The 22,560-nt window shown below is 38.9% G+C and carries 25 protein-coding genes; 16 read left to right on the top strand and 9 right to left on the bottom strand.

From position 1 onward, the window contains the following. Positions 1-151: 151 nt before the first annotated feature. The gene (locus EKM69_RS04305) at positions 152-1,126 is read left to right on the top strand and encodes an alpha/beta hydrolase (RefSeq protein WP_404825392.1); all 975 of its coding nucleotides are present in this window, start codon (positions 152-154) and stop codon (positions 1,124-1,126) included. A gap of 507 nt (positions 1,127-1,633) precedes the next feature. Here the strand turns inward: EKM69_RS04305 and EKM69_RS04300 are convergent. Then, positions 1,634-2,164 carry a phosphatidylglycerophosphatase A family protein gene (locus EKM69_RS04300; RefSeq protein ID WP_125708481.1) on the bottom strand — a complete coding sequence of 177 codons (531 nt, stop codon included), beginning with the start codon at positions 2,162-2,164 and terminating at the stop codon, positions 1,634-1,636. A gap of 95 nt (positions 2,165-2,259) precedes the next feature. On the opposite strand from EKM69_RS04300, the gene EKM69_RS04295 reads away from it, so the two are divergent. The 5 genes from EKM69_RS04295 (at position 2,260) to EKM69_RS04275 (ending at position 4,958) form a co-directional block, all read left to right on the top strand. Beyond that, positions 2,260-2,706, top strand: a complete 447-nt coding sequence (locus tag EKM69_RS04295) for a DUF3290 domain-containing protein (RefSeq protein ID WP_125708479.1) — start codon at positions 2,260-2,262, stop codon at positions 2,704-2,706. Positions 2,707-2,714: 8 nt separating this feature from the next. Next, positions 2,715-3,344 (top strand): DUF421 domain-containing protein, encoded by a 630-nt coding sequence (locus EKM69_RS04290; protein WP_125708477.1) that lies wholly within the window; start codon positions 2,715-2,717, stop codon positions 3,342-3,344. 59 nt (positions 3,345-3,403) lie between these two features. Beyond that, the gene (locus EKM69_RS04285) at positions 3,404-3,769 is read left to right on the top strand and encodes a hypothetical protein (protein WP_125708475.1); all 366 of its coding nucleotides are present in this window, start codon (positions 3,404-3,406) and stop codon (positions 3,767-3,769) included. A 79-nt stretch (positions 3,770-3,848) separates the two neighbouring features. Next, positions 3,849-4,517 carry a hypothetical protein gene (locus EKM69_RS04280; RefSeq protein ID WP_164505843.1) on the top strand — a complete coding sequence of 223 codons (669 nt, stop codon included), beginning with the start codon at positions 3,849-3,851 and terminating at the stop codon, positions 4,515-4,517. Between the two features lie 198 nt (positions 4,518-4,715). Beyond that, positions 4,716-4,958, top strand: coding sequence for a hypothetical protein (locus tag EKM69_RS04275; RefSeq protein WP_125708473.1), 243 nt, complete (start codon positions 4,716-4,718; stop codon positions 4,956-4,958). Here EKM69_RS04275 and EKM69_RS04270 read toward each other — a convergent pair. The 3 genes from EKM69_RS04270 to EKM69_RS04260 all read right to left on the bottom strand — a co-directional run bounded on the left by EKM69_RS04270 (position 4,955) and on the right by EKM69_RS04260 (position 6,724). Continuing rightward, positions 4,955-5,389, bottom strand: a complete 435-nt coding sequence (locus EKM69_RS04270; protein ID WP_125708471.1) for a GNAT family N-acetyltransferase — start codon at positions 5,387-5,389, stop codon at positions 4,955-4,957. The genes EKM69_RS04275 and EKM69_RS04270 overlap by 4 nt on opposite strands. A 105-nt stretch (positions 5,390-5,494) precedes the next feature. Continuing rightward, positions 5,495-6,364: a class II fructose-1,6-bisphosphate aldolase gene (gene fba / locus EKM69_RS04265; RefSeq protein ID WP_125708469.1), complete on the bottom strand. Its 870-nt coding sequence runs from the start codon at positions 6,362-6,364 to the stop codon at positions 5,495-5,497. Between the two features lie 180 nt (positions 6,365-6,544). Continuing rightward, positions 6,545-6,724, bottom strand: a complete 180-nt coding sequence (locus EKM69_RS04260) for a hypothetical protein (RefSeq protein WP_125708467.1) — start codon at positions 6,722-6,724, stop codon at positions 6,545-6,547. 146 nt (positions 6,725-6,870) lie between these two features. On the opposite strand from EKM69_RS04260, the gene wecB reads away from it, so the two are divergent. After that, positions 6,871-8,013: a non-hydrolyzing UDP-N-acetylglucosamine 2-epimerase gene (wecB, locus tag EKM69_RS04255; RefSeq protein WP_125708465.1), complete on the top strand. Its 1,143-nt coding sequence runs from the start codon at positions 6,871-6,873 to the stop codon at positions 8,011-8,013. Between the two features lie 445 nt (positions 8,014-8,458). On the opposite strand, the gene EKM69_RS04250 is transcribed toward wecB, so the two are convergent. After that, positions 8,459-8,917 carry a GtrA family protein gene (locus tag EKM69_RS04250; RefSeq protein ID WP_125708463.1) on the bottom strand — a complete coding sequence of 153 codons (459 nt, stop codon included), beginning with the start codon at positions 8,915-8,917 and terminating at the stop codon, positions 8,459-8,461. Between the two features lie 2 nt (positions 8,918-8,919). Beyond that, positions 8,920-9,375, bottom strand: coding sequence for a flavodoxin (locus EKM69_RS04245; protein ID WP_125708461.1), 456 nt, complete (start codon positions 9,373-9,375; stop codon positions 8,920-8,922). A 137-nt stretch (positions 9,376-9,512) separates the two neighbouring features. Between EKM69_RS04245 and map the strand changes: the two genes are divergently transcribed. The 3 genes from map to galU are packed head-to-tail and all read left to right on the top strand — an operon-like array spanning position 9,513 to position 12,192. Next, on the top strand, positions 9,513-10,310 hold the full coding sequence (gene map, locus EKM69_RS04240) for a type I methionyl aminopeptidase (protein ID WP_125708459.1): 798 nt from the start codon (positions 9,513-9,515) through the stop codon (positions 10,308-10,310). 13 nt (positions 10,311-10,323) lie between these two features. Further along, the gene (locus EKM69_RS04235) at positions 10,324-11,286 is read left to right on the top strand and encodes a YihY/virulence factor BrkB family protein (protein ID WP_125708457.1); all 963 of its coding nucleotides are present in this window, start codon (positions 10,324-10,326) and stop codon (positions 11,284-11,286) included. 3 nt (positions 11,287-11,289) lie between these two features. Then, positions 11,290-12,192 carry a UTP--glucose-1-phosphate uridylyltransferase GalU gene (galU, locus tag EKM69_RS04230; RefSeq protein ID WP_125708455.1) on the top strand — a complete coding sequence of 301 codons (903 nt, stop codon included), beginning with the start codon at positions 11,290-11,292 and terminating at the stop codon, positions 12,190-12,192. Here galU and EKM69_RS04225 read toward each other — a convergent pair whose 3' ends face one another. Continuing rightward, on the bottom strand, positions 12,193-12,477 hold the full coding sequence (locus tag EKM69_RS04225) for a hypothetical protein (protein ID WP_125708453.1): 285 nt from the start codon (positions 12,475-12,477) through the stop codon (positions 12,193-12,195). A gap of 793 nt (positions 12,478-13,270) precedes the next feature. Between EKM69_RS04225 and EKM69_RS04220 the strand changes: the two genes are divergently transcribed. The 5 genes from EKM69_RS04220 (at position 13,271) to EKM69_RS12585 (ending at position 17,999) form a co-directional block, all read left to right on the top strand. After that, a complete protein-coding gene (locus tag EKM69_RS04220; RefSeq protein ID WP_125708451.1) occupies positions 13,271-14,425 on the top strand; it encodes a thiolase family protein in 1,155 nt (384 codons plus the stop codon). Beyond that, positions 14,422-15,660, top strand: a complete 1,239-nt coding sequence (locus EKM69_RS04215; RefSeq protein WP_125708448.1) for a hydroxymethylglutaryl-CoA reductase, degradative — start codon at positions 14,422-14,424, stop codon at positions 15,658-15,660. Before EKM69_RS04220 ends, EKM69_RS04215 begins: the two co-directional genes overlap by 4 nt. Position 15,661: 1 nt before the next feature. Further along, complete coding sequence (locus tag EKM69_RS04210) at positions 15,662-16,813, top strand: hydroxymethylglutaryl-CoA synthase (RefSeq protein WP_125708446.1); 1,152 nt, start codon at positions 15,662-15,664, stop codon at positions 16,811-16,813. A 407-nt stretch (positions 16,814-17,220) separates the two neighbouring features. After that, positions 17,221-17,754: a TraX family protein gene (locus EKM69_RS12590; RefSeq protein WP_125708444.1), complete on the top strand. Its 534-nt coding sequence runs from the start codon at positions 17,221-17,223 to the stop codon at positions 17,752-17,754. 5 nt (positions 17,755-17,759) lie between these two features. Next, entirely contained in the window at positions 17,760-17,999 is a 240-nt protein-coding gene (locus EKM69_RS12585; protein ID WP_164505842.1) for a TraX family protein, read from the top strand. Between the two features lie 1,125 nt (positions 18,000-19,124). Here the strand turns inward: EKM69_RS12585 and EKM69_RS12630 are convergent. Further along, positions 19,125-19,949 carry an SLAP domain-containing protein gene (locus EKM69_RS12630; RefSeq protein ID WP_125708440.1) on the bottom strand — a complete coding sequence of 275 codons (825 nt, stop codon included), beginning with the start codon at positions 19,947-19,949 and terminating at the stop codon, positions 19,125-19,127. Positions 19,950-20,121: 172 nt separating this feature from the next. Further along, a complete protein-coding gene (locus tag EKM69_RS04190) occupies positions 20,122-20,595 on the bottom strand; it encodes a nucleoside 2-deoxyribosyltransferase (protein WP_125708438.1) in 474 nt (157 codons plus the stop codon). Positions 20,596-20,705: 110 nt separating this feature from the next. Here EKM69_RS04190 and EKM69_RS04185 point away from each other — a divergent pair, with 110 nt between their 5' ends. After that, a complete protein-coding gene (locus EKM69_RS04185) occupies positions 20,706-22,223 on the top strand; it encodes a multicopper oxidase family protein (RefSeq protein WP_125708436.1) in 1,518 nt (505 codons plus the stop codon). The last annotated feature ends 337 nt before the right edge of the window (positions 22,224-22,560 follow it).

Here is a 22,560-nt window from a genome sequence, read left to right as displayed (position 1 = left end):
GGTTACTGATTTTTTTGTTGCAAAAATTAAAAATGCCGTTGTGGCGAACATAGGAAGAAAAAATTTTTTTAAAAATCATGAGCAAAGTTTTTGTAAATAGCTAATGACAACGATAAGATAATTATTACAAATTTGAAGGAGATGTTGTTACATGATTGACGAAAGTAAAATGACACTGGATCGTATTTCATTGGAAAAGGAAGCCTTAGACTTTAGTTTGGCGACTGATCCCCATCCTCGTATTTACGAGATTCCTTATGAAAAAGGTCGCATGGTTTTGGACCAAGTTCAAAATAGTCCTGTCCATAAAGAAAATGTTGAGATCGAAGATCGTCCAGTTTCCACTGGTGAATGGGGAGATATCAATGTTCGTATCATTCGTCCAGAAGCAAATTATGAAAAACTACCAGTAATTTTTTACATTCACGGTGCTGGTTGGGTGTTTGGGAACGCTCATACTCACGATAAGTTAGTCCGCGAATTGGCCGTTAGAACCAATTCTGTCGTCGTTTTCCCAGAATATTCGCTTTCTCCAGAAGCCCAATATCCAACTGCTATCGAACAAAATTACGCTGCATTGCAATGGGCAGTTAATAATGCTTCTGAATTAAATATCGACGCTAGTCGCTTAACAGTTTCTGGCGATAGTGTTGGTGGAAATATGGCCACAGTGATGACAATCATGTCAAAGAAACGCCAAGGACCAGCTATTAGTCAACAACTTCTTTACTACCCAGTAACTGATGCCAATTTTAATACAGAATCATACAATGAATTTGCGGAAGGATATTTCCTCACTAAAGAAGGTATGAAGTGGTTCTGGGACAAGTACACTACTGATGAAAAACAACGTGCTGAGATCACTGCATCACCTTTAAGAGCGACAATTGATGACTTGAAAGATCTTCCTAAGGCTATGATCTTAAATGGTGAAGCTGATGTGTTACGTGATGAAGGTGAAGCTTATGCTAGAAAGTTACGTCAAGCTGGCGTAGATGTTACTCAAATGCGTTTCCAGGGTATGGTGCATGACTTTGTTATGGTTAACTCTTTGGACCAAAGTAAGGCTACTCGAGCTGCTATGGATGTTTCTACTAAGTGGATCAATAAGAATAATAATAAGTAATTTATCCAATTTAAAAAGCCGACGATTTTTGTCGGCTTTTTTGTTTTAGTTTTTGTGTTGTATTGAAACATAGTTTTTAAGTTATGGTCACTGGTTTGGTTTGATGTTTACGGGTGATTTTTTGAAGTGCTGAGATAGTGCAATAAATTTTTGCCTACTAAATCTGCTGTAAATTGAATAGTGTTATTAATGCTTGTTAATTAAGTATGCTGCGGTTTAGATAGTGATTTTAAGTTTTATCCTCAAGGATGCGAAAACGAGCTCCAGGCGACAGCGGCCTCCGGTTTAGAAACTGTCAGCAGGCACGGCTTCGCCGCACCTTGGGTGCTGACAGTCCCTAAATCCTCAGCAGCTGACCGTCGCCTTCCGCTCTCTGATTTGAAACGAGTTCCGAGACGCAGTGGCCTCCGGTTAACACATGTAGTCGCGGCACTGCTTCGCAGCACCTTGTGCGACTACACGCGTTAATCCTCAGCAGCTGACCAACCCCGCTGCGCTCTCTGTGCTTTATTCTAATTCCCCAGTAGCGAAGTAATCCGCGATTTTATTTTCATTATGAGCCAACCAACCACAGGCTGCAGCTGCGATGGCTCCTACTAGGTCGTCTAGGAATACGTTGATTTTTCCTGTTGATTTGTCGTTCAATTTATCGAGGATCCCGTATTTTAACTTGTCGACATAACCGTAGTTTGTTACGGAGACTGATCCGTATAAGCTTGCTAGGGTGATGGCCATGTTTTCGTCGACTCCGTAGGTGGATTCGTCGGTTTGCATGATTCGTTGCATTGGCGAAGATAATAGGCCTTTTTCAGCTAGAATGTCTAATTCGATTCCTGTCATGATGGCGTTTTGCGCTTCACGTTTGTGTAGAACTTTTTTGATGGCATGAATGGCTAAGGCTTCATTCAAACCGTGGACGTAATCTTTTTCGAGGAAGATGACGATGTTGGCGATATCTTCCAAGGTAACTTCTCGTTTTTTCAAACTTCTGATGATGTGGTTATAATATTGTTCACTTAATTCTGTACTTGATGGCATTTGATCTACTTCCTTTTGATAAAAATTTCAATATTGTTTTATACAATTTGAGCTCAATGAATTAAAATAATAATTGCATAGATAGGAGGGTACTTATGACTTTTTATTCATACAATTATTTGGATGAACAAAACAAAACGCCAAATCTATTATTCATCTTCGTCTCGATGATTCTAGTCCTAGCAGTGGTAATTTCCGGTTATTTGTATTACCGCAATCGGACTGACAACAAATACCGTGATCTTCTGATCATTTTCGTTTTGAGCGGTGCTTTGTTCGTTGGAATCAATTACAATAACTATGAAAAACAGTTAGATGTAACTAATAAGACTAATCAAACTTTAACGCTTATGCGATCAGTTGCAAAGTCAAAAGATGTGTCCGCTAAAAAATTATACTCAAATAGTTCAGCATTGACTGAAGGAATGCTCATAAAAGATGGTAAAAAAATTTATCGAGTAAGTTTTGATACTAATCAAAATAGTTTTACGTTAACGAACGTTCATTTAGTAAACAAAGATAATGTAACTTATAGAAAGTAGGAGTGGGAATGGATCTTTCATATGCAGATTTAACTTTAAAATTCACCGTGGGATTTATTTTCATGGTCATTCAAATCAATCTGTTTGGAAAAAGTAATTTAGCACCAACTAGTGCGATCGATCAATTACAAAACTATGTTCTTGGTGGTATCGTCGGTGGTATGATTTACAACCAAGACATTTCACTGCTGCAATTTACCATGGTCTTGTTGATCTGGACATTGATCGTCTTCATCGCTAAATTCTTGACCAATCACAATAACTTATTCAAAAAAATCGTACAGGGCTCACCAGTGGAGGTCATTACAAATGGCAAAATCAACGTTAACTCAGCGTTGAAGATGGGATTGTCCGCTAGTGATTTAGCTTTTAAATTACGCCAATCAGGCGTTAATGACATTCGTAATGTTAAACGGGCGATCTTTGAACAAAATGCTCAACTGACAGTTATCATGAAAGATGAACGAAACATTAAGTATCCAATCGTTCTCGATGGCAAAGTTAATAGTGACGAGTTAGACATCATTGGTAAAGACTCGGAGTGGGTCGAAGAAAAACTGGCTGAACACAATTTAAAAATATCGGAAGTTTATTTGGCTAACTATATCAACGGTAAAGTTATAGCTTACACTTATTAATTAATATAATGATGAAACTTCATAAAGAATATACTATACTGTTCCATGAGGTGAATATTATGAAAAAATCGATTAGAACTATTATTACTAGTGCTGTTTTAGCTTTAGGGTTGGCTTCAACAGTTGGTTTATCAGCTCCAATCGTTCAAGCAAGTACAACAACTGACACGAACGACGCATATTTGGACATGCCACGCGTTGAAAAAATCGAAACAGGCAATTTCTTTTATGAGATCACACAACCAATTGGTTACCAAACTCTCAGTGGAATCAGTCCACTAATGTTGATCAATCCTGATGGTTTCATATACAACTCAAAGATCAAAGTAACAATGAGTGATGGGACACAGTTGTTACAATGGGGAACAGACAACGCTTATTACGTTAACGCTAGTCAAGTTAAGTTGTATACACAAGTTAGATAAGGAATTGTTAAAAAAACCGCAAATCGCGGTTTTTTTATTTTTTAAACGAGTATCATAATCATCAAAGTGGGGGATAGTTTTGAACAAAGGACATGATTTAAAAAGAAGGATGAGTTACTTAATATTTGCCATCATCCTGGATGCAGCGGCAAACGCTTTGATGATATCCAGTAACATGGGGAGTGCGGTCTGGATGGCTTCAGGGGTCAATATTTCGACCTTGATCCACGTACCATACGGAACGACCTTGTTCGTTTACGCAATATTAGTAACGATCACGAATCAAATTTTATTGAGTAAATTTGACGGACACATATTTATTTCGAATTTATTGTTTTCACTACCATTTAGTTATCTAGTCGGCTTTTTCACCTGGGCTTATGGACCATTGCATTTTGCCCAAATGAATATTGTCGTTAGATTTCTGATCGATATTGTCGGATTGGTCGGAGTGTCAGCCGGAACATCGATCTATCAACGTTGCAACTTGATCCAACATCCAAACGACGAATTGGCATACTTATTGAGATTCAAGTATTTACACGGGTCAGCTGGTTGGGGACAGTTGTTTAGCTATACACCACCAGTGGTGATCATGATCATTTGTTATTTAATCAGTGGTCGGATCCTTTCGGTGGGTATTGGTACTATTTTGGCCATGTTCATTCAAGGCGTTATTATTGGCTGGTCAGATAAGCTGATCGTTCCTTCGTTGAAGCATCATTTGAGAATAGGAAAGACTAATTAGGACTCGATATCATATGATCATCGAGTTTTTTTGTGCTCTCCTTTTCATTCTGAATAAGTAGTCTTATCATTTGCCTGAGGTTACATTTCCATTATGTTGCCTTGTTATGAAATTTAGTTATGAGTTTTGAGCATTTGGTTTGTTTCGTGCCGTAACGGTGTTACAATTAATATAATAATTTTTATGAGGTGACATTAAATGAATGGTAACGATCCGGACTCTAAAAAAAATAACGCTGAGGCACTTTCTTTGGATCAGCGAAGAGCTAAGCTAGTCGCTAGTGTTGTTTGTGCTTTGAGCGTTATTTTTTTGTTTATTTGGTTTTTATTGTTTAAACAGCAGTATAGTTTGATGATTGTTTTGTACTGTGTTGCGCCATTGTTGCTGTATTTATTTTTAAATTGGGCGTTTAATTTTTCTTATGCACGACGCAAGGATTAGATTTCTTTTCGCATGTCGTGATGGAGGATTCCGGCGTCTAAATATTGGCCACCGACCACTTTGAAGCCTAATTTTTTGTAGAAACCGTTGGCTTGGTCTTGGGCTCCCAAAATCACATAACTATAACCGTTTGTTTTTGCATCTTTAATGATGCGGTTGATCACTTCACTGGCTAAACCTTGCTTACGGAAATCCTTGGAAACGGCCACTCGTTGGACGTGGATGCCGTTATCGTCAGTGGGGTAGTAGCGAGCTGTTGCTGCCGGAGTTTGATCAACGTATAAAGTATAATATTTGCACTTGTCCTCGTAGTCATCTACTTCCATGTCTGCGGGGACTTTTTGTTCTTCAACGAATACTTTGGTCCGGATATTTAAACAGTCACGATAAATTTGTGAGTTTAGATCAGTGGTAGTTTTTATTTCGTGCATGGGGACACCTCTTTTACAGAATGGAACTATTATACGTTTAATCGTAAAAAATAGTCAAAAAAAAACAGACCCGAAGGTCTGTCTTTCAATATTGGAAAATATCTATTATTTAACAGATGGTGTACCGAACCATTCGATACGTTCTTTTGTTGTTTCTGTGATTGCCTTTGCACCAGGAGCAAGCAATTTACGTGGGTCATAACCCTTTTCATCGATGTCTAAGTCTTTCTTAGCTTCGATGTATTCACGAGTTGCTTTAGCGAATGAAAGTTGCAATTCAGTATTAACGTTAACCTTTGAAATACCCATCTTAACAGCTTTGATGATTTGGTCCTTAGGAATACCTGAACCACCGTGAAGTACAAGTGGTGTGTCAATAACATCAGCTAATTCCTTAAGACGATCGAAGCTTAGGCCTTTCCAGTTGTCAGGGTAAACACCATGGATGTTACCAATACCAACAGCAAGGTAGTCAACGCCAGTAGCGTTAAGTGTCTTAGCTTCTTCAACGTCAGCTAATTCACCAAGACCAACGATACCGTCTTCAGTACCACCAATTGAACCAACTTCTGCTTCAACTGAGATGCCTTTAGCATGAGCTAATTTAACGATTTCCTTAGTCTTTTCAAGGTTTTCTTCGAAAGGTAAGTCGTGGCCATCGAACATAACCGAGTTGTAACCAACTTCGATACATTCTTTAGCAGCTTCGTAGTTACCATGATCCAAGTGCATTACAACAGGAACAGTGATTCCCATTGATTTTACAGTGTCTTGTACAAGGTGTAGACATAATTCATATCCACCCATGTATTTAGCAGCACCCATTGATGTTTGAACCAATACAGGTGTCTTTGTTTCTTCAGCAGCGGCCAAGATTGAACGTGTCCACTCCAAGTCGTTGATGTTAAAAGCACCAACAGCATATCCGCCTTTACGGGCAGCATTGAAAATTTCATTTCCGTTTGTTAAAACCATCGATAGTCCTCCAATAAATTCATCTTTAGAATACAATTCTTATTTTAACGCATTTTTTTAACAATTTATATACGTTTTCTAAAAGTATTTAGCACCTTTCACAATCAAAGTTAGTGAAAAATTAGTTTTTAAACTAACAATTGCCCTAGCAATCGCTACTTGTGACTGCTACTTTGTGATTTAAAAATGGTGATAGGGTAGAAATGAAAACGTCACCAGAATCAGTAATGCGACGAAAATAAACCACCAATAGCGGGTTCCGTCAGCTTTTATAATTGTATTATAGATCGCCATGACTAGGAAAAATGATGTCAAAATCAATAAGATCCCCACGGCGATCAACCAAAAAATAGAAGTCATAATTAATCCTCATAAATCTTTTCTTTAAAATATAAGTTAAGTATATCCATCTTACCCTAAATTTAACTTAAATTTGAATCTGGATACTTAGCAGTAATGAACCAAAATATCTGATATAATTTTAACTAATTAGTTGAGGTGATATTTTGAAAAAGGTAAAAGTAATGACAGTTTTCGGAACACGTCCGGAAGCAATTAAAATGGCACCATTAGTTTTAAAACTAAAACAAAATTCAGATCGATTCGAAACTGTGACTGTTGTAACAGCTCAACATCGCGAAATGCTTGACTCGGTACTAGAAATTTTTAAGATTAAACCAGATTATGATATGAATATCATGAAGGAACGTCAAACGCTAAGCGGTATTACCGGATTAGTGTTGAAGATGTTGGATGACATCATCGAAAAAGAAGAACCGGATATTATTCTAGTTCACGGCGATACGACAACCACATTTAGTGCTAGTTTATCGGCTTTTTACCATCAAACGACTATTGGTCACGTTGAAGCCGGACTAAGAACCTGGAACAAGTATTCTCCATGGCCTGAAGAAATGAACCGTCAAATGACAGACGATTTAGCAGATCTTTACTTTGCGCCAACTGACAAGAGTAAGGAAAACCTTCTCAAAGAAAACCATCATGAAGAGGGGATCTTTGTGACGGGAAATACTGCCATCGATGCTTTAAGAAGTACCGTTCATCAAGATTACCATCACGACGTCCTAGATATCATCGATCCGAATAAGAAGATGATCCTAGTAACTATGCACCGTCGTGAAAACCAAGGTGAACCCATGAAACAAGTCTTCCGTGCAATGAAGAAAGTAGTAGAAAAGCACGATGACATCGAATTGATCTACCCGGTTCATCTAAATCCAGTAGTTCAACAAACTGCTAAAGAAATCTTAGGAAACGTCGACAGGGTTCACTTGATCGAGCCACTAGATGTACTAGATTTCCACAACATGGCCTCAAGAAGCTACTTCATCATGACCGATTCAGGTGGTGTTCAAGAAGAAGCCCCATCACTAGGGAAGCCAGTATTAGTATTAAGAGATACCACTGAAAGACCAGAAGGAGTCGAAGCCGGAACTCTTAAACTAGTAGGAACAGACGAAGAAGTAGTAGAAAAAGAAATGAGCAACCTGATTGAAAATCAAGCAGAATACGAAAAAATGGCCAACGCCAAAAATCCATACGGAGACGGAAAAGCCTCAGATCGCATCCTCGACGCAATCAGTTACTACTTCAAACAAACAGATCAAAAGCCTAATGAATTTAAGTAAAAAGCCAAAAAAATGGCTGAAACGAAAGGCAAAATATCCAATCTTTTGGGTATTTTGTCTTTTTTTGGTGTCAAGAAGCAGGATTTTTTTGACTATTAAGATACTTAATCAATAGAAAAATAGTGTACAAATTCCTGCAGAAGTAAGAACAAGAAAAACTAGACACCGTACCCCAACAAAAACAATTTATTTTGCGCAAACTTAGGTTTCGAGGGGGTGGAGGAAATTCGCTGTCAGGTGTGAAATTATTCTTAGCGATTCATCGCTTAGAATAAGACTCGTATTTGAGATCGTCGAAGCGTTCTTCTTCGAGGAGCTCAAATCGACGTCCACACCGTTCCACAGCGCAATTTCAGGAACCCCCTCGAAACCGGCAATGAACCTCTACCAAACAATATAAGCAAAATAAATACCAAAACCAAACCAAAAAAGCGACCAAGAAGCTTTATAGCTTCTCAATCGCTTTCTTTTTTGAGCGCTGTCTGAACCTTTCCAATAGGTGGCGGTTAGAGTAACCGAAGATCCACTTAGATGAAAAGTAATTAAACAAACCAACTACTACTTGGTCGATAGCTTTGATCACCAAGTTGTTCCAAGGTAAGATCAACACAGCTAAGATCATAAATAAGTTATCGATCACTAATGATAGAATTCGTGATAGCAAGAAATATGAACCTTCGTGGAGCAATTTCTTGTAGTCCTTCATTTCCGTGTGGAAGACGTACATCTTGGTCACGAAAAATGAGAAGGTATTTGAGATAAACCAGGCGATAGTATTGGCTAATCCAAGTTGTAACTCCATGTTATTGTGGACGATGTTGAAAATAGCAATATTCAGCAGTGATGCTAAAAAGCCGAATATACAATACATCCAAAAATCACGATATTTTTTAATATAGTCCATGATTATGCATCCATTTCTTGAGCCTTTTGATAGAGCGCTTCTGCAAACTTATCTAGTTTGTCGATATCGTCTTGTTCAGGTTCCAATTCAATTTTAACAGGTTCAGCACCCTTAGTTGCGCCAGTTTCCTCAAAAACCTTGGCAAATTCATCAACGGCGCTGCAGAAGTCTTCATAGAATGTGTCTCCGGAACCGCAAGTTCCGTAAACCTTTCCTGTTAGATCAAGGTCTTGCATATCGTCGTAGAAGTCTAGTGCTTCATCAGGGACGATTCCTTGGTCGTAAGTGTAGCTAGCGATAATGCAGACGTCAGCGTCTTCAAAATCGGAAGGGTCAGTTTGGGAGATCTCGCTCATCTCAACGTCGGCTTGGAGTTCTTCGAATTTTTCAGTTAGGACGTATGCAATATCTTCGTCGTTACCTGTGATACTTGCATATACGATTTTTACTTTAGTCATTATTTCGCCTCATTTTAAAATATCTTGCAATATTATAGCAAAAATTATATCCGGCTACCATCTAAATAGAATTATCCAGAAGAAATTAAAGAAAATGTTATACTATTCGTATCATTTACTATGAGAGGCAATTATTTATGATCACATTGAAATCACCCCGTGAAATTGAAGGCATGAGAAAGTCTGGCGAACTTCTTGCCAACACTCACATCGGTTTAAGAAAAATCATCAAACCAGGAATTTCTTCTTGGGAGATCGAAGCTTTCGCCGATAAATACATCACTGATCACGGTGGGACACCTTCAGAAAAAGGATTTGAAGGTTACAAATACGCTACTTGTGTCTGCGTCAATGATGAGGTAGCTCACGGAATTCCCAGAAAGAACTTGATCTTGAAAAAAGGCGATGTCGTTAAAGTCGACATGACGGTCAACTTGGACGGTTACGAAAGCGATTCTTGCTGGACCTATGCCGTTGGCGAACTCAAGCCAGAAGACAAGCACTTAATGGAAGTAACGCACAAAGCACTCTACTTAGGAATCGACCAAGCAGTCATCGGAAATCGCATTGGTGACATTGGCCATGCGATTCAAGAATACGTCGAAACAGAAAATCACATGGGGGATGTCCGTGACCTGATCGGTCATGGTATTCAACCTACAATGCACGAATTACCAAATGTTCCTCATTATGGAGAACCAGGTACAGGTTTAAGGTTACGTGAAGGTATGACGATTACAATTGAACCAATGGTAAATTTAGGAACTTGGGAAATCAAAGACAAGTTCGTTAAAGAAGACGGTTGGGAATATTTCGTTTCTGCAGATGGCACTAACTCTGCACAATACGAGCACACAATTGCCATTACTAAAGATGGTCCTAAGATCTTAACTTCACAAGACCCTGAATACGATGCAAAATATCTTTTGAAATAACGGTCAAGGTCAAATGGAAGAAAAAGAACAGCAGAACATTCCGATTTTTAAGCAAAATATTCCTAAAACTCAAAAACTATTCGGTTTTTTTAAGCTGATTGGTGAAGCAGTAGGTAATTCTAACGTGCCGATGGCTTCAAAGGCAGTCACTTACTATATACTATTGGCGCTTTTTCCCGCAGTAATTATTGTTGGTAACTTGATACCTTTACTGCACTTGAACAAGCCAACGGTCATCGAATACATTGAGTTTATTTTGCCTGCCGACTTGCACCATTACTTAATGCCAACGATTACGAAGGTCTTATCCGATTCTAACGGTGGCGTGTTGTCAATTGGTATTGTTTTAGCAGTTTGGGCTATTTCTCGAGGTACTAATGTTGCCCAAATGGCGATGAATGAAGGATATGGTATCGATGTAAATAGTCTGTTTGCGGACACGACTTTTTTCAACTTTATCATTCGTCGTGGTCTGGCTTTTGTAATGACGTTGGTAATGATCAGTGCTGGAGTGGCGGTAATTATCGTGTTTACTTTCGGTCAAGGAATTTTGAATTGGATCCTACCAACTTTCGGTCTGAACGCGTCGTTTCTGAACGAATTTTCTCGTTGGAAATGGCCAATTGCTATTGTTATAATGTTATTGATCGTCTTTACTTTATTCTATTTTTTACCTAATGTACGTTTAAAAATTCATTACGTATTGCTTGGAACGGTTATCACTACGATCGGGATCTTGTTATTGTCGCAATTGTTCTCCTTTTATTTAGATTATTTCGGAACGGCTTGGAATAACTATGGGACGATCGGTGCGATCATCATTTTTCTATTGTGGATGAATATGACTGTGACGATTTTTTTGTTCGGAAATGCTGTCAATGTAGGATGCGCCGAGGCAAGCCAAGGACCATACCTATATCAAAAAACAAGCAAGCTAACTAATATGTTAAAAACACATGAAAAGGAAGAAGAATAACAGATGAAAGTAAGAAAAGCTATTATCCCTGCAGCAGGTTTAGGAACGAGATTTTTGCCCGCCACGAAGGCTTTAGCTAAAGAGATGCTACCTATCGTTGATAAGCCAACGATCCAATTTATCGTTGAGGAAGCCAAGGCATCAGGGATCGAAGATATTTTGATCATCACTGGTAAGAACAAGCGCTCGATCGAAGACCACTTTGATTCAGTTCCTGAATTGGAACAAAACTTAGAGTCAAAGAAGAAGACTGAACTCCTTAAAGTAGTTCAAGAAACTACTGATCTCGGCGTTAACTTGTATTACAGTCGTCAAGCGCATCCAAATGGTTTGGGTGATGCAGTCGCTCAGGCTCGTTCATTTATCGCAGACGAACCATTCGTCGTTATGCTCGGTGATGACTTGATGGTCGACAAAGTTCCTTTGACTAAACAATTGATTGAAGACTATGAAGCAACTCACGCTTCAACTTTGGCCGTTATGCAAGTACCAAAGGAAGAAGTTTCCAAATATGGCGTGATCGACCCAGAAGGTCAACAACGTCCAGGACTATACAACGTCAAACAATTCGTTGAAAAGCCAAAGATGGAAGATGCACCTAGCAACTTAGCCATCATTGGTCGCTACTTGTTGACACCAGAGATTTTTGACTTGTTAGACACTCAAAAACCAGGTGCAGGAAACGAGATCCAATTGACCGATGCAATTGATCGGATGAATAAAACGCAAAGAGTATTTGCTCATGAATTTAAGGGTGAACGTTTCGATGTCGGTAACAAATTTGGTTACGTCAAGACAAATATCGAATACGGCTTGACTCATCCTGAAGTAAAAGATGAATTAAAACCTTATTTGATCGAGCTAGCCAAGGAACTTCAAGCAGAAGCAAAGCCAGCCAAGAAATAATTAACCTAGTAAAATACAATCATCAGCAATTCGAAAACCAAAGAGTTGCTGGTGTTTTTTTGTGTCGTCATAAAAAACGGGAAAATTATAGAACGGCTTTTTATTCAGCAAAAGCAAAAATTCCCAATTTTTAAGACCACGCAGTTTAGTAGAAGTCTTCAAATAAACAGCCTGATCGACAACGTCCAAATCAACAACAGCCAGCCGACTACCCTGAGTCTCAACCATCACACGGTTATTTTTATTAAAATCATTCAACATCAAAATCAAATCAATTGTTCGCATATAAAACACCATCGTTGTTTTTATTTCCTATTTAAATTATTATTTAAACTTAGGGTAAAGCACAGAGAGCGGAAGGCGACGGTCAGCTGCTGAGGATTAACGCGTGTAGTCGCACAAGGTGCGGCGAAGCCGTACCGCGACTACATGTGTTAACCGGAGGCCGCTACCTCGCGGAGCTCGTTTCAGCATCCTTGAGGATAAAGGTAAAAAGCACTATCCCAATTGTAGCAAGTTTAGCAAGAAAAAATAGCTAGCACTATTTTATATCTTCGAAGCCGTGCCTCGATCACCTGTGTTAACCGGAGGCCGCTGTGTGCCGGAGCTCGTTTCAGCATCCTTGAGGATAAAGCATAAAATCACTATCTATTTGCAGCAAGTTTGGCAAGAAAAAATAGTTAGCACTATTTATATCTTCAAAGCAGTACCGCGACCACCTGTGTTAACCGAAGGCCGCTGTCGCCTGGAGCTCGTTTCAGCATCCTTGAGGATAAAGCATAAAACCACTATCCAAATTGCAGCAAGTTTCGCAAACAAGAATGGAAACCACTATTCATTTACTGCAATTCTAGCAAATAACAATTAAAATCACTATTTTATGCAAATAACCGGGTGCATAATGACATATATATGCTACTCCACGAATCAACTATTAGCATGCTTATGATAAACCGCAAAAATAAGCAATAAGCAGCACCAATCCACCTGTATGAACGAAAAAACAATGCACTCGAACAAGTTTCAAAAAACAACGTAATAATTTCAATCGATTTCAAATTAAAGAGGTAATGAATGTATGGATTCAGTAGTAATTATTGATGCCAAAAGAACTGCTATCGGCAAATTTCGAGGTCAATTTGCCGATCTTTCTTCAGTTGAACTAGGTACACAACTAGTGAAGCAGTTATTGACCAATAACAAAATCGATCCAGAAGATGTAGATCAATTCATTTTTGGAAATGTCTACCAAGCTGGTATGGGTCAAAACATTGCCCGTCAGATCAGTCTGAATGTCGGTGGTAGTGTCAAATCAACTGCCATGACCGTAAATCAAGTTTGTGGATCAGGGATGAAAGCTGTCCATGATGCTACTAATGCTTTGCTACTTAACGATGCAGATATTATCGTCTGCGGTGGGGTAGAAAGCATGTCGAATGCTCCTTTTTACGCTAAGCGAGTGGGTAAGTTGGAAGCTTCCGACGAACAAGGCGATACATTGTTCCGCGACGGCTTAGTTGATGCTTTCGGAAATTATCCGATGGGAATCACGGCTGAAAATGTTGCTGAACAATATCATGTAACTCGCCAAGAACAAGATGAGTTTGCTTTAAACTCGCAAAAACGAGCTGCAGCAGCCACTGAAAAAATCTCTGATGAGATCTTACCGATCACGGTAAACGATGCTCAAATCGTCCAAGATCAATCGATTCGACCAGAATCGACCTTAGAGACCATGGGAAGTTTAAAACCTGCTTTCAAAGAAAACGGAACTGTGACAGCAGGTAATTCATCTCCATTAAACGATGGTGCAGCAGCCATGATCTTAATGAGAAAAGAAACTGCTGAAAAATTAAACTTGTCTTACATTGCTGAATTAACGGGTTACGTTGAAGCAGGGATCGATCCAAGCTTGATGGGCTACGCACCTTATTATGCCATCAATAAATATTATGATAAGTATCAAGTCAACCAAGATGAGATCGACTTTTTCGAGATCAATGAAGCCTTTGCTTCTCAATCAGTCGCTGTTGCTCGTGACTTACAAATACCTGATGACAAGCTCAACATATATGGTGGAGCGATCGCTATCGGACATCCGCTCGGGGCAACTGGAGCTAGATTGATCGTTTCGTTGATCAACATTTTGCAACACGAAAATAAGCAGACCGGGATTGCCTCACTTTGTATCGGTGGCGGCATGGGAATGGCTTTAGGACTGAAACTATCATGAAAATATACGAGATGAGCAACCAACAACGGATCGATTATTTGCTCGAACATGACTTCATCGATCAAGGACAAGCCGACTTTTTAGCAAAAAAACAGCCTTTGTCGGAAGATCTAGCTAACAGCTTAAGCGAGAATCAGATTGGTATTTTTGGTTTACCTTATGGCTTTGCGACTGATTTTTTGATCAACGGTAAGGACTATTTAGTGCCAATGGCTATCGAGGAACCTTCGGTCATTGCTGCCGCTTCAAATGGTGCCAAACGGGTCAAAGCTAACGGCGGCTTTAAAGTTATCACTAGTCCTCACATCATGTATGGTCAAATCGTCCTAGAAGGAAGTAGCCCTGAATTACTAGCTAAACTTGAAAAAAACAAAGCAACCATCATCGAATCAGCCAATCAAGCACGTCAGAGTTTGTTGAAACGTGGCGGAGGCGTAGTTTCCTTAACGTTTGAAAAAATCGGTGACGATACGGAAGTCTTGCTCGGGGTCAACACCGTGGATGCCATGGGAGCTAACATTGTTAACTCAATGTTAGAAACAATTGCACCACAAATTTCTGAATTGACAGGAAATGATGTTTTGTGTGCAATTTTATCTAACAGTGGCAAGTCCCAACTGGTCAAGGTCGAAGCCAGGATGAAATTTTCTGACCTACAGACTAAGCAAATGACAGGGCAAGAAGTTGCCCAAAGAATCGTGCGTTTGTCGGATTTTTCCAAGCATTCAGTCATGCGGGCGATTACCCACAATAAGGGGATCATGAACGGGATCGACGCGGTTTTGTTGGCAACCGGAAATGATTTCCGTGCTGAAGAAGCAGCAGCTCACAGTTTTTATTCGCAAAAAGGTTATCAGCCATTCAGCAATTGGCAGATCAAAGATGACCAATTAGTAGGAACCTTGGAACTTCCAATCGAGATCGGTAGTGTCGGTGGGGCGATCAAGGCTTTACCGATGGCGCAATTGAGCTTGGCCATAATGAAAATCGATAATAGCCAAGAATTACAAGCAGTGATCGGATCCGTCGGCTTGGCCAACAATTTGTCAGCCTTACGAGCCTTAGTCACAACAGGAATCCAAGCTGGCCACATGAGCCTCCAAAGTAAATCTTTAGCCGTATCGGCAGGAGCCCAGGGTGATGAGATAACGGAAATATCGAAGCAATTAAATCAAATCAAAGAATACACATTAGAAAAAGCTTCAGAACTCTTAGAAAAATTGAGGAAACAGTAAATTGGATATAGGAATTGAAAAAATTGGTTTTTACACACCAAAGAATTATATCGATATCGTCGAATTAGCTAAGGCGAGAAATCAAGAACCAGATAAGTTCACGATCGGGATCGGTCAATCAAAACAAGCCGTGCCAGCCGAGTATGAAGATGCCGTCACCATGGCAGCAGAAGCAGCGGAACAAATTTTGTCAGATAATAGAACAGACATCGGTCTAGTCATCGTCGGAACTGAGAGCAGTGTCGATGAATCAAAAGCTTCAGCTTTATTTTTGATGGATCTACTGAACTTGCCTGAAGATGCTCGTGCTTTTGAAATCAAAGAGGCTTGTTATGGAGCCACAGCCGGTGTCCAAATGGCCTACAATTTCATCGCCAATAATCCAGATAAAAAAGCATTAGTCATTGCCAGTGACATTGCTAGATATGGCATCAACACACCAGGTGAAGTAACACAAGGTGCTGGGGCAGTAGCTATGCTGATCAGTAATCAACCAGAAATTTTGAAGTTAGAAAATAAATCAGTTTATATGAGCTGCAACGTCGGTGATTTCTGGCGTCCGACTTTTTCAAAAACAGCCTTTGCCAGAGGAAAATTCAGCAATCAGATCTACATCGAATTTTTCCAAACGCTCTGGGAAAAGTATCAAGCAAAATATCAAGCAACCGCCGAAGACTTCAAAGCAATGCTTTTCCACATCCCATACACAAAAATGGGAGCCAAAGCCATGCGGACCTTGGAAGGAAACATCCCAGATGCCACTTACGCTGAATTAAAAAATCAATATCAAGAAAGCATCAAGTTCGGCCGTGAAGTAGGAAACCTCTACACCGGTTCACTATACTTAGGCTTGTTATCATATTTGATCAACTCCGACGTAAAAGCAGGAGAAGAACTATTACTCTTCAGCTACGGATCAGGAGCAGTTGGAGAACTATACAGCGCCAAAGTAGCGAAAAACTTCAAAGACAACCTAAATAGCGAAGAAATCAAACAAACACTAGAACAACGCCAACAAATCAGCATTGCAGACTACGAAAAAATCTTCTCGAAGTCGATCAAAAACGGTGAAAAAGTAGACCCGGCCGAAGTAACAGGCAAGTTCTACTTAAGCGAGATCAAAGAAAACGAAAGACTATATAGCAAAAAATAAGCCAGCAAACGAGACCACTGAAAAAGCAGTCTCTTTGAAAGAAAAGCGCATCTAATCATTCCTTCAGATTAGATACGCTTTTTTGCTATAAGTTATGCATCGAGCTGGCTAAAGATGCTTGAACAACAACCTCAATTGAAACTAAGTAAATCCTCAGAATTAGATAATATTCCAATTCCACAATATTACGAGTAACTGCAACTAGTTAACTTGTGAACTTCTCATTGGTCCTGCTAATGCGAAGACCACGTAATGACCGTCTGAATGCAAGAATCGATTGAATTTTGAATAATTTGCCCCTTAATCTTACCGATTTGTAATATGGCACTAACAGTTGTGTTAGGTATATTTACAATCCTTAGAGGAGTCAGGATAATGTGAATTATCGATAAAAGAGGAGATTATTCATGCAACAATTCACACCAAATATTTCAAATAAGGCGATGAATCGCGAGACTTTTAAAATCATCTTAATGGGATTGATGGTTTTAGATCATATAGAATATTTTATTTCCCCATATTTAGCAGATTTCTTTCACATTATTACTAGAGTCGTTGCCGTTGGTTTCGCGTATTTAGTAGTAGAGGGGATGCATTACACGCATAGTCGTAAAAATTATCTAACGCGTTTGATTGGTTGGAGTATTTTTATGGCTCTAGGAAATTATTTATTAAATTCATTTGTCTTACGACAACCAAGTCAAATGTCCATCCTAGGCGACAATATTTTTGCCACTTTAGCTCTAGGGCTGGCAGTTATTTGGCTCTGGGATAACCAAGCAAAGAATGCAAATTCGAAAAAAGGGTTACGAATATTATCAGTGGTTTTATTGATTTTCAGTATCGTGCCGTTTCTTGAAGGTAGCACGGTAATAGTTCCATTCATGTTTATCACACAATTGACGCATCAAAACGTAAAAAAAGAAATTTGTCTTATTTAGGCTTGATGATGATTTTACTCATGATCGAGCTACCAATGGCTTTATCTATGCCAATAAGCAATCCATTAATGTTGTTTGATAGTATAGCGATGAATGCAAGCGATATTTTCTTTATTTTAATAATTCCGTTATTGCATTTTTACAATGGAAAAATCGGTTCACACAGTCGGCAATTGAAGTATCTTTTTTACATTTTTTATCCGGCACATCTGTGGGTAATTCACTTAATTATGAACGTGCAATAATAAATTGTTTGCAGAAGCTGTATTGATTTTGAAACTAAAAACATAAAGAGGCAAAGTAATCATTAAACAAAAACCGAGCACAAGCCATTTTGAACAGCCATAAATATTTTTGAAAAAAAACACAAAAAAATAAGTTCAGAAAAACGCACTAAACAAGGCATTTTAAACAACGAAATTCGAGTAAAACACCGTCATATCAAACAAAAAACAAAAACTTGCAAACGCTTACAACTAATGCTATAGTGAAAGCGTGGTAAAGGTGAATTGCCAAAACTGTAGACCTATAAAAATAGTTTAAAGTTTTACTTTTCGTTTGGAGATGGTAGGATTTTAGATCAAATTAACAGTAGAGTATTACAGCAAAGAGGCACGATTGGAACTAGCTAAATACGTTAACATAAAATCGACTATAAATTTAATTAGTCGCCTAAACTCAATACATGATGTGCTAGGATCCTTTTTGAAGTATGACAAGAAACAAGTAGTAAGATTTGTTTTCAGTAGTAAGATTCATTTTGATGAAACTACAGTGTGATTTCATCTTGCCACTTCAAATGTTTAGAGACCCCGTCGGGAGACGTGGTCTTTTTGTTTACCTAAAAACAAAATAGAGAAAAAGTGGCCTATCGTGAAACGATGGGCCACTTTTACGATAAGAACTTAATTTTTTGTTTAAAACAATGATGAACCGATTTCACCAAACGAAATAAAAACCGATGATAACAACTAAAATAAATCAACAAGATAGGAATCAGTGACAAAAATCCTAGGAGGAAATAAAGCAAGGTAGAACAATATAAACCAAAACTATCACCACTATAAAAATAAGTACCGTGCCCCCACACAAAAAAAGATATTATTGTGATCCTAGGTCCTGGAGGGTGGAGGAAAATCGCTGTCAGCCATGAAATAAAGGAACGTAAGTGCTGACGCACTTGCGCAACTGGTTTTTGGTGGTGGCTACGCCACCGAACAACTAAGGAAGCCACAGCGCATTTTCCGGAACCCTCCAGGACCGGCAGTGAACCACCACCAATCAAACATAACTCAATAAAAAAAAGCAACCCAGACATAATCTGAGCCACTCATCCAACGGTATCCATTCTAATTTATCAATAAGTATCTCTACCCAACAACTTGAACAGTAATATTTTGACGTCCAAATTGTAAAGCTTGAGAGTTAGGCATAGCAATATCCAATTGGTTAGGATTGCTGTAAGCAAATGTACCAGTATCATTAACAGTTCTGTTAAGTACAGTACCATCGCCTAAAGTGATCTTAAGTTGAGTACCCTTAGGGTATTTTGAAAGGTTAGCAGCAACGCCACCGTAACCCATGCTTGAACCTAAGACAGCTGGATCATAAGCAGTTGCACTCATAGAGATCTTTTCAGCAGGCTTTTCGTCTGACATGTATTGACCATTGATCCATGAGTTTTGACCTAAGTTATACCAAACTTGGCCGTTAGCATCTGTAGTTGATTCGTATACAGTGTAACCAACTCCACCTTCAGCGGTTGTTCCTAAGAAGTAACCGTTGTTAGCTGAGCTATAAAGGTTTACTGAACCATCAGCAGTAACGTACATAGTCTTGTTAAGGCTGACTACTGGAGCAGTAAATGAAATTTCATTGTTACTTAGCCATTGGCCATCACCTACTTGGTAGTAAGTAACGTCGCCAACTTTAATAGCTTTAGTTGTTGCCCAAGCAGTATCTTTAGCAAGTGTGCTTGATGAAGCACCAACCTTACCGTCTGCTGAAGGTGTTGTGTAAATAGTAGCGCCTGAAGCACTCTTAACGTAAATAGTAGTTAATGGCAAATCAACAGTTGAAGTCGTTGCGGCTTGAACAGTGTTGTCAGAAGCGTTGATTGAAGCAGTAGCTGAAACTCCAACAAATGCAAGTGATGAAGCTGCGATCATAGTTGTAACGATTTTTTTGATTCTCATTATATATATATTCTCCTAGTTGTTCACGAATTTATCTTTAAAAAAAATAAGCGAAATTATCTAACGAGAAATACTATATAACGTATATCGGAAAAAATCTTGATTATAACTCAACTGTAAAGCCGATGTAATCTTATTGAAAAATTAATAACGCAAAATATACAAAATTATTTTATAAATATTTTTTAATTTCATCTAAAAGGGCATCAACGGTGTTGATAACACAACCGTTTAATTTGATCAAACCGATCGTATAGGTGTTAACGTATTGGAATGGATTTTCGCCGATAACCTTAACGGCATCAAGCTTTTCAGGGTTGTCAGCACCGTGTTGTCTCAAGTCAGTATAAAGTCCAACCACGGGGATCTCCTTACCAAAAGCCAGTCCGATTTCAGATGCGACACCGATATCGATGATTTCACCGTCTAAAACTGCGACGACTAAATCTGAAGATAATAATTCTTTGTTATCTTCTTCGGCGATTTTAACGGAATCAGCAAATTTTGTTTTGTCATTGATGTCGTCATTTTCTTGAGGAAGGTAAACTTCAATGTCTGAAGACATCTTTCTGATCTTGTCGACAACAAACGCATTGAACATACGGTCAGCTTCAGAAAAGAGACCATTAGCAAAATAAATTTTCATAGTAAAAAGCTCCTTTTTAAGTGTTGCTCTTATTTTAGCATTTAATTTGTAGTTAAAATTATGAATACGATACAATAAGAGAAATTGTGAAATCTATGGGGGATAGGGCGATGAAAAAAGCTTGGTACGTCGTGATTGCAGTTGTGGTCGTTGCAGTCTTAGGAATTATTTTTATTCCAAGAACTTTCCACAATAATAATATGATGTCAGACAATGGTCATATGGGAATGATGGACGGAGGAAATAGCTCCGATTCGAAGTCAGAAGGAAATTCTAGCCATATGATGTCGGAACCAGATGTGGAATTGAAAGATCCAGGTACGCCTTTGAAGCAACTGAATCTTCCACCGATCCTCAAACCCGATAAAAAGACCGATTCTGATGTTTATTACACGGTCACGGCCCAATCAGGGCAAACGAGTTTTAAAGACGGCACAACGACTAATACGCTAGGTTATAACGGAACTTACTTAGGACCAGTCATCCAACTGACTCGTGGTCAAAAAGTTCATATTAAAGAGGTCAATGACTTAGACGAAGAAACGACTTTCCACTGGCATGGAGCAATTATTTCGGGCAAAGCCGATGGCGGACCGCATGATCCGATCAAAGCCCACTCTAGTCGCAACATTTCTTTTACTGTTGACCAACCAGCAGCAACCTTGTGGTTCCATCCACATCCTAGTGGGAAAACAGCCGAACAAGTTTATGAAGGCTTAGCTGGCTTGATATATATTAATGATAAACAAAGCAAAAAAATCGCCTTACCTAAAAAATACGGGGTCGACGATTTTCCATTAGTAGTTCAGGACCGAACATTTGATAGTGATGATCAATTTAATTATCAACAAGATTACAACGCTGACGGTACCCAAGGACAAAACATCCTCGTCAACGGAACCTTGAATCCATATATCGACGTTTCGACTAGGTTTGTGAGATTACGTTTGTTAGATGGTTCCAACGCTCGTAATTTTACTTTTAAACTTTCAAACGGCCAGAAGATGTATCAAGTAGCCGGAGATGGCAGCTTTTTGGATAAACCAGTAGCACTGAACCAGCTCAAACTTTCAGCTGCTCAAAGAGCTGAAATCGTGATCGATACAAAGGACATTCCTGACGGAGATACCTTGAAATTAACTGCGGGTGGCCAAAACGTTTTGACGATGAAAATGGGTCAACGAAGTGAAAACTACTCGAAGTTGCTAAAGACTTTGAAGAAAATGTCAGCCGCAAAAATGCCAACTGGCGACGTTGCTAAACAAAAGTTAGTTCTAAGTGGGATGAGTAAGATGGTCCAGATCAATGGCAAGCAGTTTAATCCAGATCGAATCGATATTCATTCTAAAGTCGGCCAAAAACAAGTTTGGACGATTGAAAATAAAAAAGAAATGATGATGAACATGATCCATCCGTTCCACTTGCACGGAGTTCAATTTAGAGTTGTTTCTATTAATGGTAAGAAACCGCCGATGAACTTACGGGGGAATTTAGATACTATTCAGTTGAATCCTGGAGATGTTTATAAGATTGCTTTTACTTTTGAGAAGAAGGGACTTTATATGTATCACTGTCATATTTTGGAGCATGAAGAGAATGGTATGATGGGGCAGGTTTTAGTTGAATAAAAAAACCATACTGGATTGGCATTGTACTTTGGTGATTGCTTTTCTGGTATGGTTTTTTTGTTTTTGGAAATATTTTTTGTTGTTTTTTTATTTTGTGTGGAGTTACGCATTCTATTTTTATAGTGGAAATGGGTTTCAGGATACAGTAGGTTCTGACTTAACAACTGTCGATAGGTACTGTTATTGGGATATAGAACAGTGCTATCCAATTTTCCTGGCTAGACTTGCTGCAATTGGATAGTGCTTTCCATTTTAGTTAGCTAAACTTGCTGTGGTTTTGGGTAGTGCTTTTATGTTTTATCCTCAAGGATGCGAAAACGAGTTCCGAGACGCAGCG

It is taken from the genome of Companilactobacillus zhongbaensis (assembly GCF_003946515.1).
Taxonomy (GTDB): domain Bacteria; phylum Bacillota; class Bacilli; order Lactobacillales; family Lactobacillaceae; genus Companilactobacillus; species Companilactobacillus zhongbaensis.
Note: the sequence above shows the minus strand (reverse complement) of the source record. Positions and strands in the feature narration are given on the sequence as shown.

Bases quoted from the DNA above. Each gene is read 5' to 3' on its own strand.
- EKM69_RS04305 (WP_404825392.1), top strand. From the start codon at position 152: ATGATTGACGAAAGTAAAATGACACTGGATCGTATTTCATTGGAAAAG.
- EKM69_RS04300 (WP_125708481.1), bottom strand. From the start codon at position 2,164: ATGCCATCAAGTACAGAATTAAGTGAACAATATTATAACCACATCATC.
- EKM69_RS04295 (WP_125708479.1), top strand. From the start codon at position 2,260: ATGACTTTTTATTCATACAATTATTTGGATGAACAAAACAAAACGCCA.
- EKM69_RS04290 (WP_125708477.1), top strand. From the start codon at position 2,715: ATGGATCTTTCATATGCAGATTTAACTTTAAAATTCACCGTGGGATTT.
- EKM69_RS04285 (WP_125708475.1), top strand. From the start codon at position 3,404: ATGAAAAAATCGATTAGAACTATTATTACTAGTGCTGTTTTAGCTTTA.
- EKM69_RS04275 (WP_125708473.1), top strand. From the start codon at position 4,716: ATGAATGGTAACGATCCGGACTCTAAAAAAAATAACGCTGAGGCACTT.
- EKM69_RS04270 (WP_125708471.1), bottom strand. From the start codon at position 5,389: ATGCACGAAATAAAAACTACCACTGATCTAAACTCACAAATTTATCGT.
- fba (WP_125708469.1), bottom strand. From the start codon at position 6,364: ATGGTTTTAACAAACGGAAATGAAATTTTCAATGCTGCCCGTAAAGGC.
- EKM69_RS04260 (WP_125708467.1), bottom strand. From the start codon at position 6,724: ATGACTTCTATTTTTTGGTTGATCGCCGTGGGGATCTTATTGATTTTG.
- EKM69_RS04250 (WP_125708463.1), bottom strand. From the start codon at position 8,917: ATGGACTATATTAAAAAATATCGTGATTTTTGGATGTATTGTATATTC.
- EKM69_RS04245 (WP_125708461.1), bottom strand. From the start codon at position 9,375: ATGACTAAAGTAAAAATCGTATATGCAAGTATCACAGGTAACGACGAA.
- map (WP_125708459.1), top strand. From the start codon at position 9,513: ATGATCACATTGAAATCACCCCGTGAAATTGAAGGCATGAGAAAGTCT.
- EKM69_RS04235 (WP_125708457.1), top strand. From the start codon at position 10,324: ATGGAAGAAAAAGAACAGCAGAACATTCCGATTTTTAAGCAAAATATT.
- galU (WP_125708455.1), top strand. From the start codon at position 11,290: ATGAAAGTAAGAAAAGCTATTATCCCTGCAGCAGGTTTAGGAACGAGA.
- EKM69_RS04225 (WP_125708453.1), bottom strand. From the start codon at position 12,477: ATGCGAACAATTGATTTGATTTTGATGTTGAATGATTTTAATAAAAAT.
- EKM69_RS04220 (WP_125708451.1), top strand. From the start codon at position 13,271: ATGGATTCAGTAGTAATTATTGATGCCAAAAGAACTGCTATCGGCAAA.
- EKM69_RS04215 (WP_125708448.1), top strand. From the start codon at position 14,422: ATGAAAATATACGAGATGAGCAACCAACAACGGATCGATTATTTGCTC.
- EKM69_RS12590 (WP_125708444.1), top strand. From the start codon at position 17,221: ATGCAACAATTCACACCAAATATTTCAAATAAGGCGATGAATCGCGAG.
- EKM69_RS12585 (WP_164505842.1), top strand. From the start codon at position 17,760: ATGATGATTTTACTCATGATCGAGCTACCAATGGCTTTATCTATGCCA.
- EKM69_RS12630 (WP_125708440.1), bottom strand. From the start codon at position 19,949: ATGAGAATCAAAAAAATCGTTACAACTATGATCGCAGCTTCATCACTT.
- EKM69_RS04190 (WP_125708438.1), bottom strand. From the start codon at position 20,595: ATGAAAATTTATTTTGCTAATGGTCTCTTTTCTGAAGCTGACCGTATG.
- EKM69_RS04185 (WP_125708436.1), top strand. From the start codon at position 20,706: ATGAAAAAAGCTTGGTACGTCGTGATTGCAGTTGTGGTCGTTGCAGTC.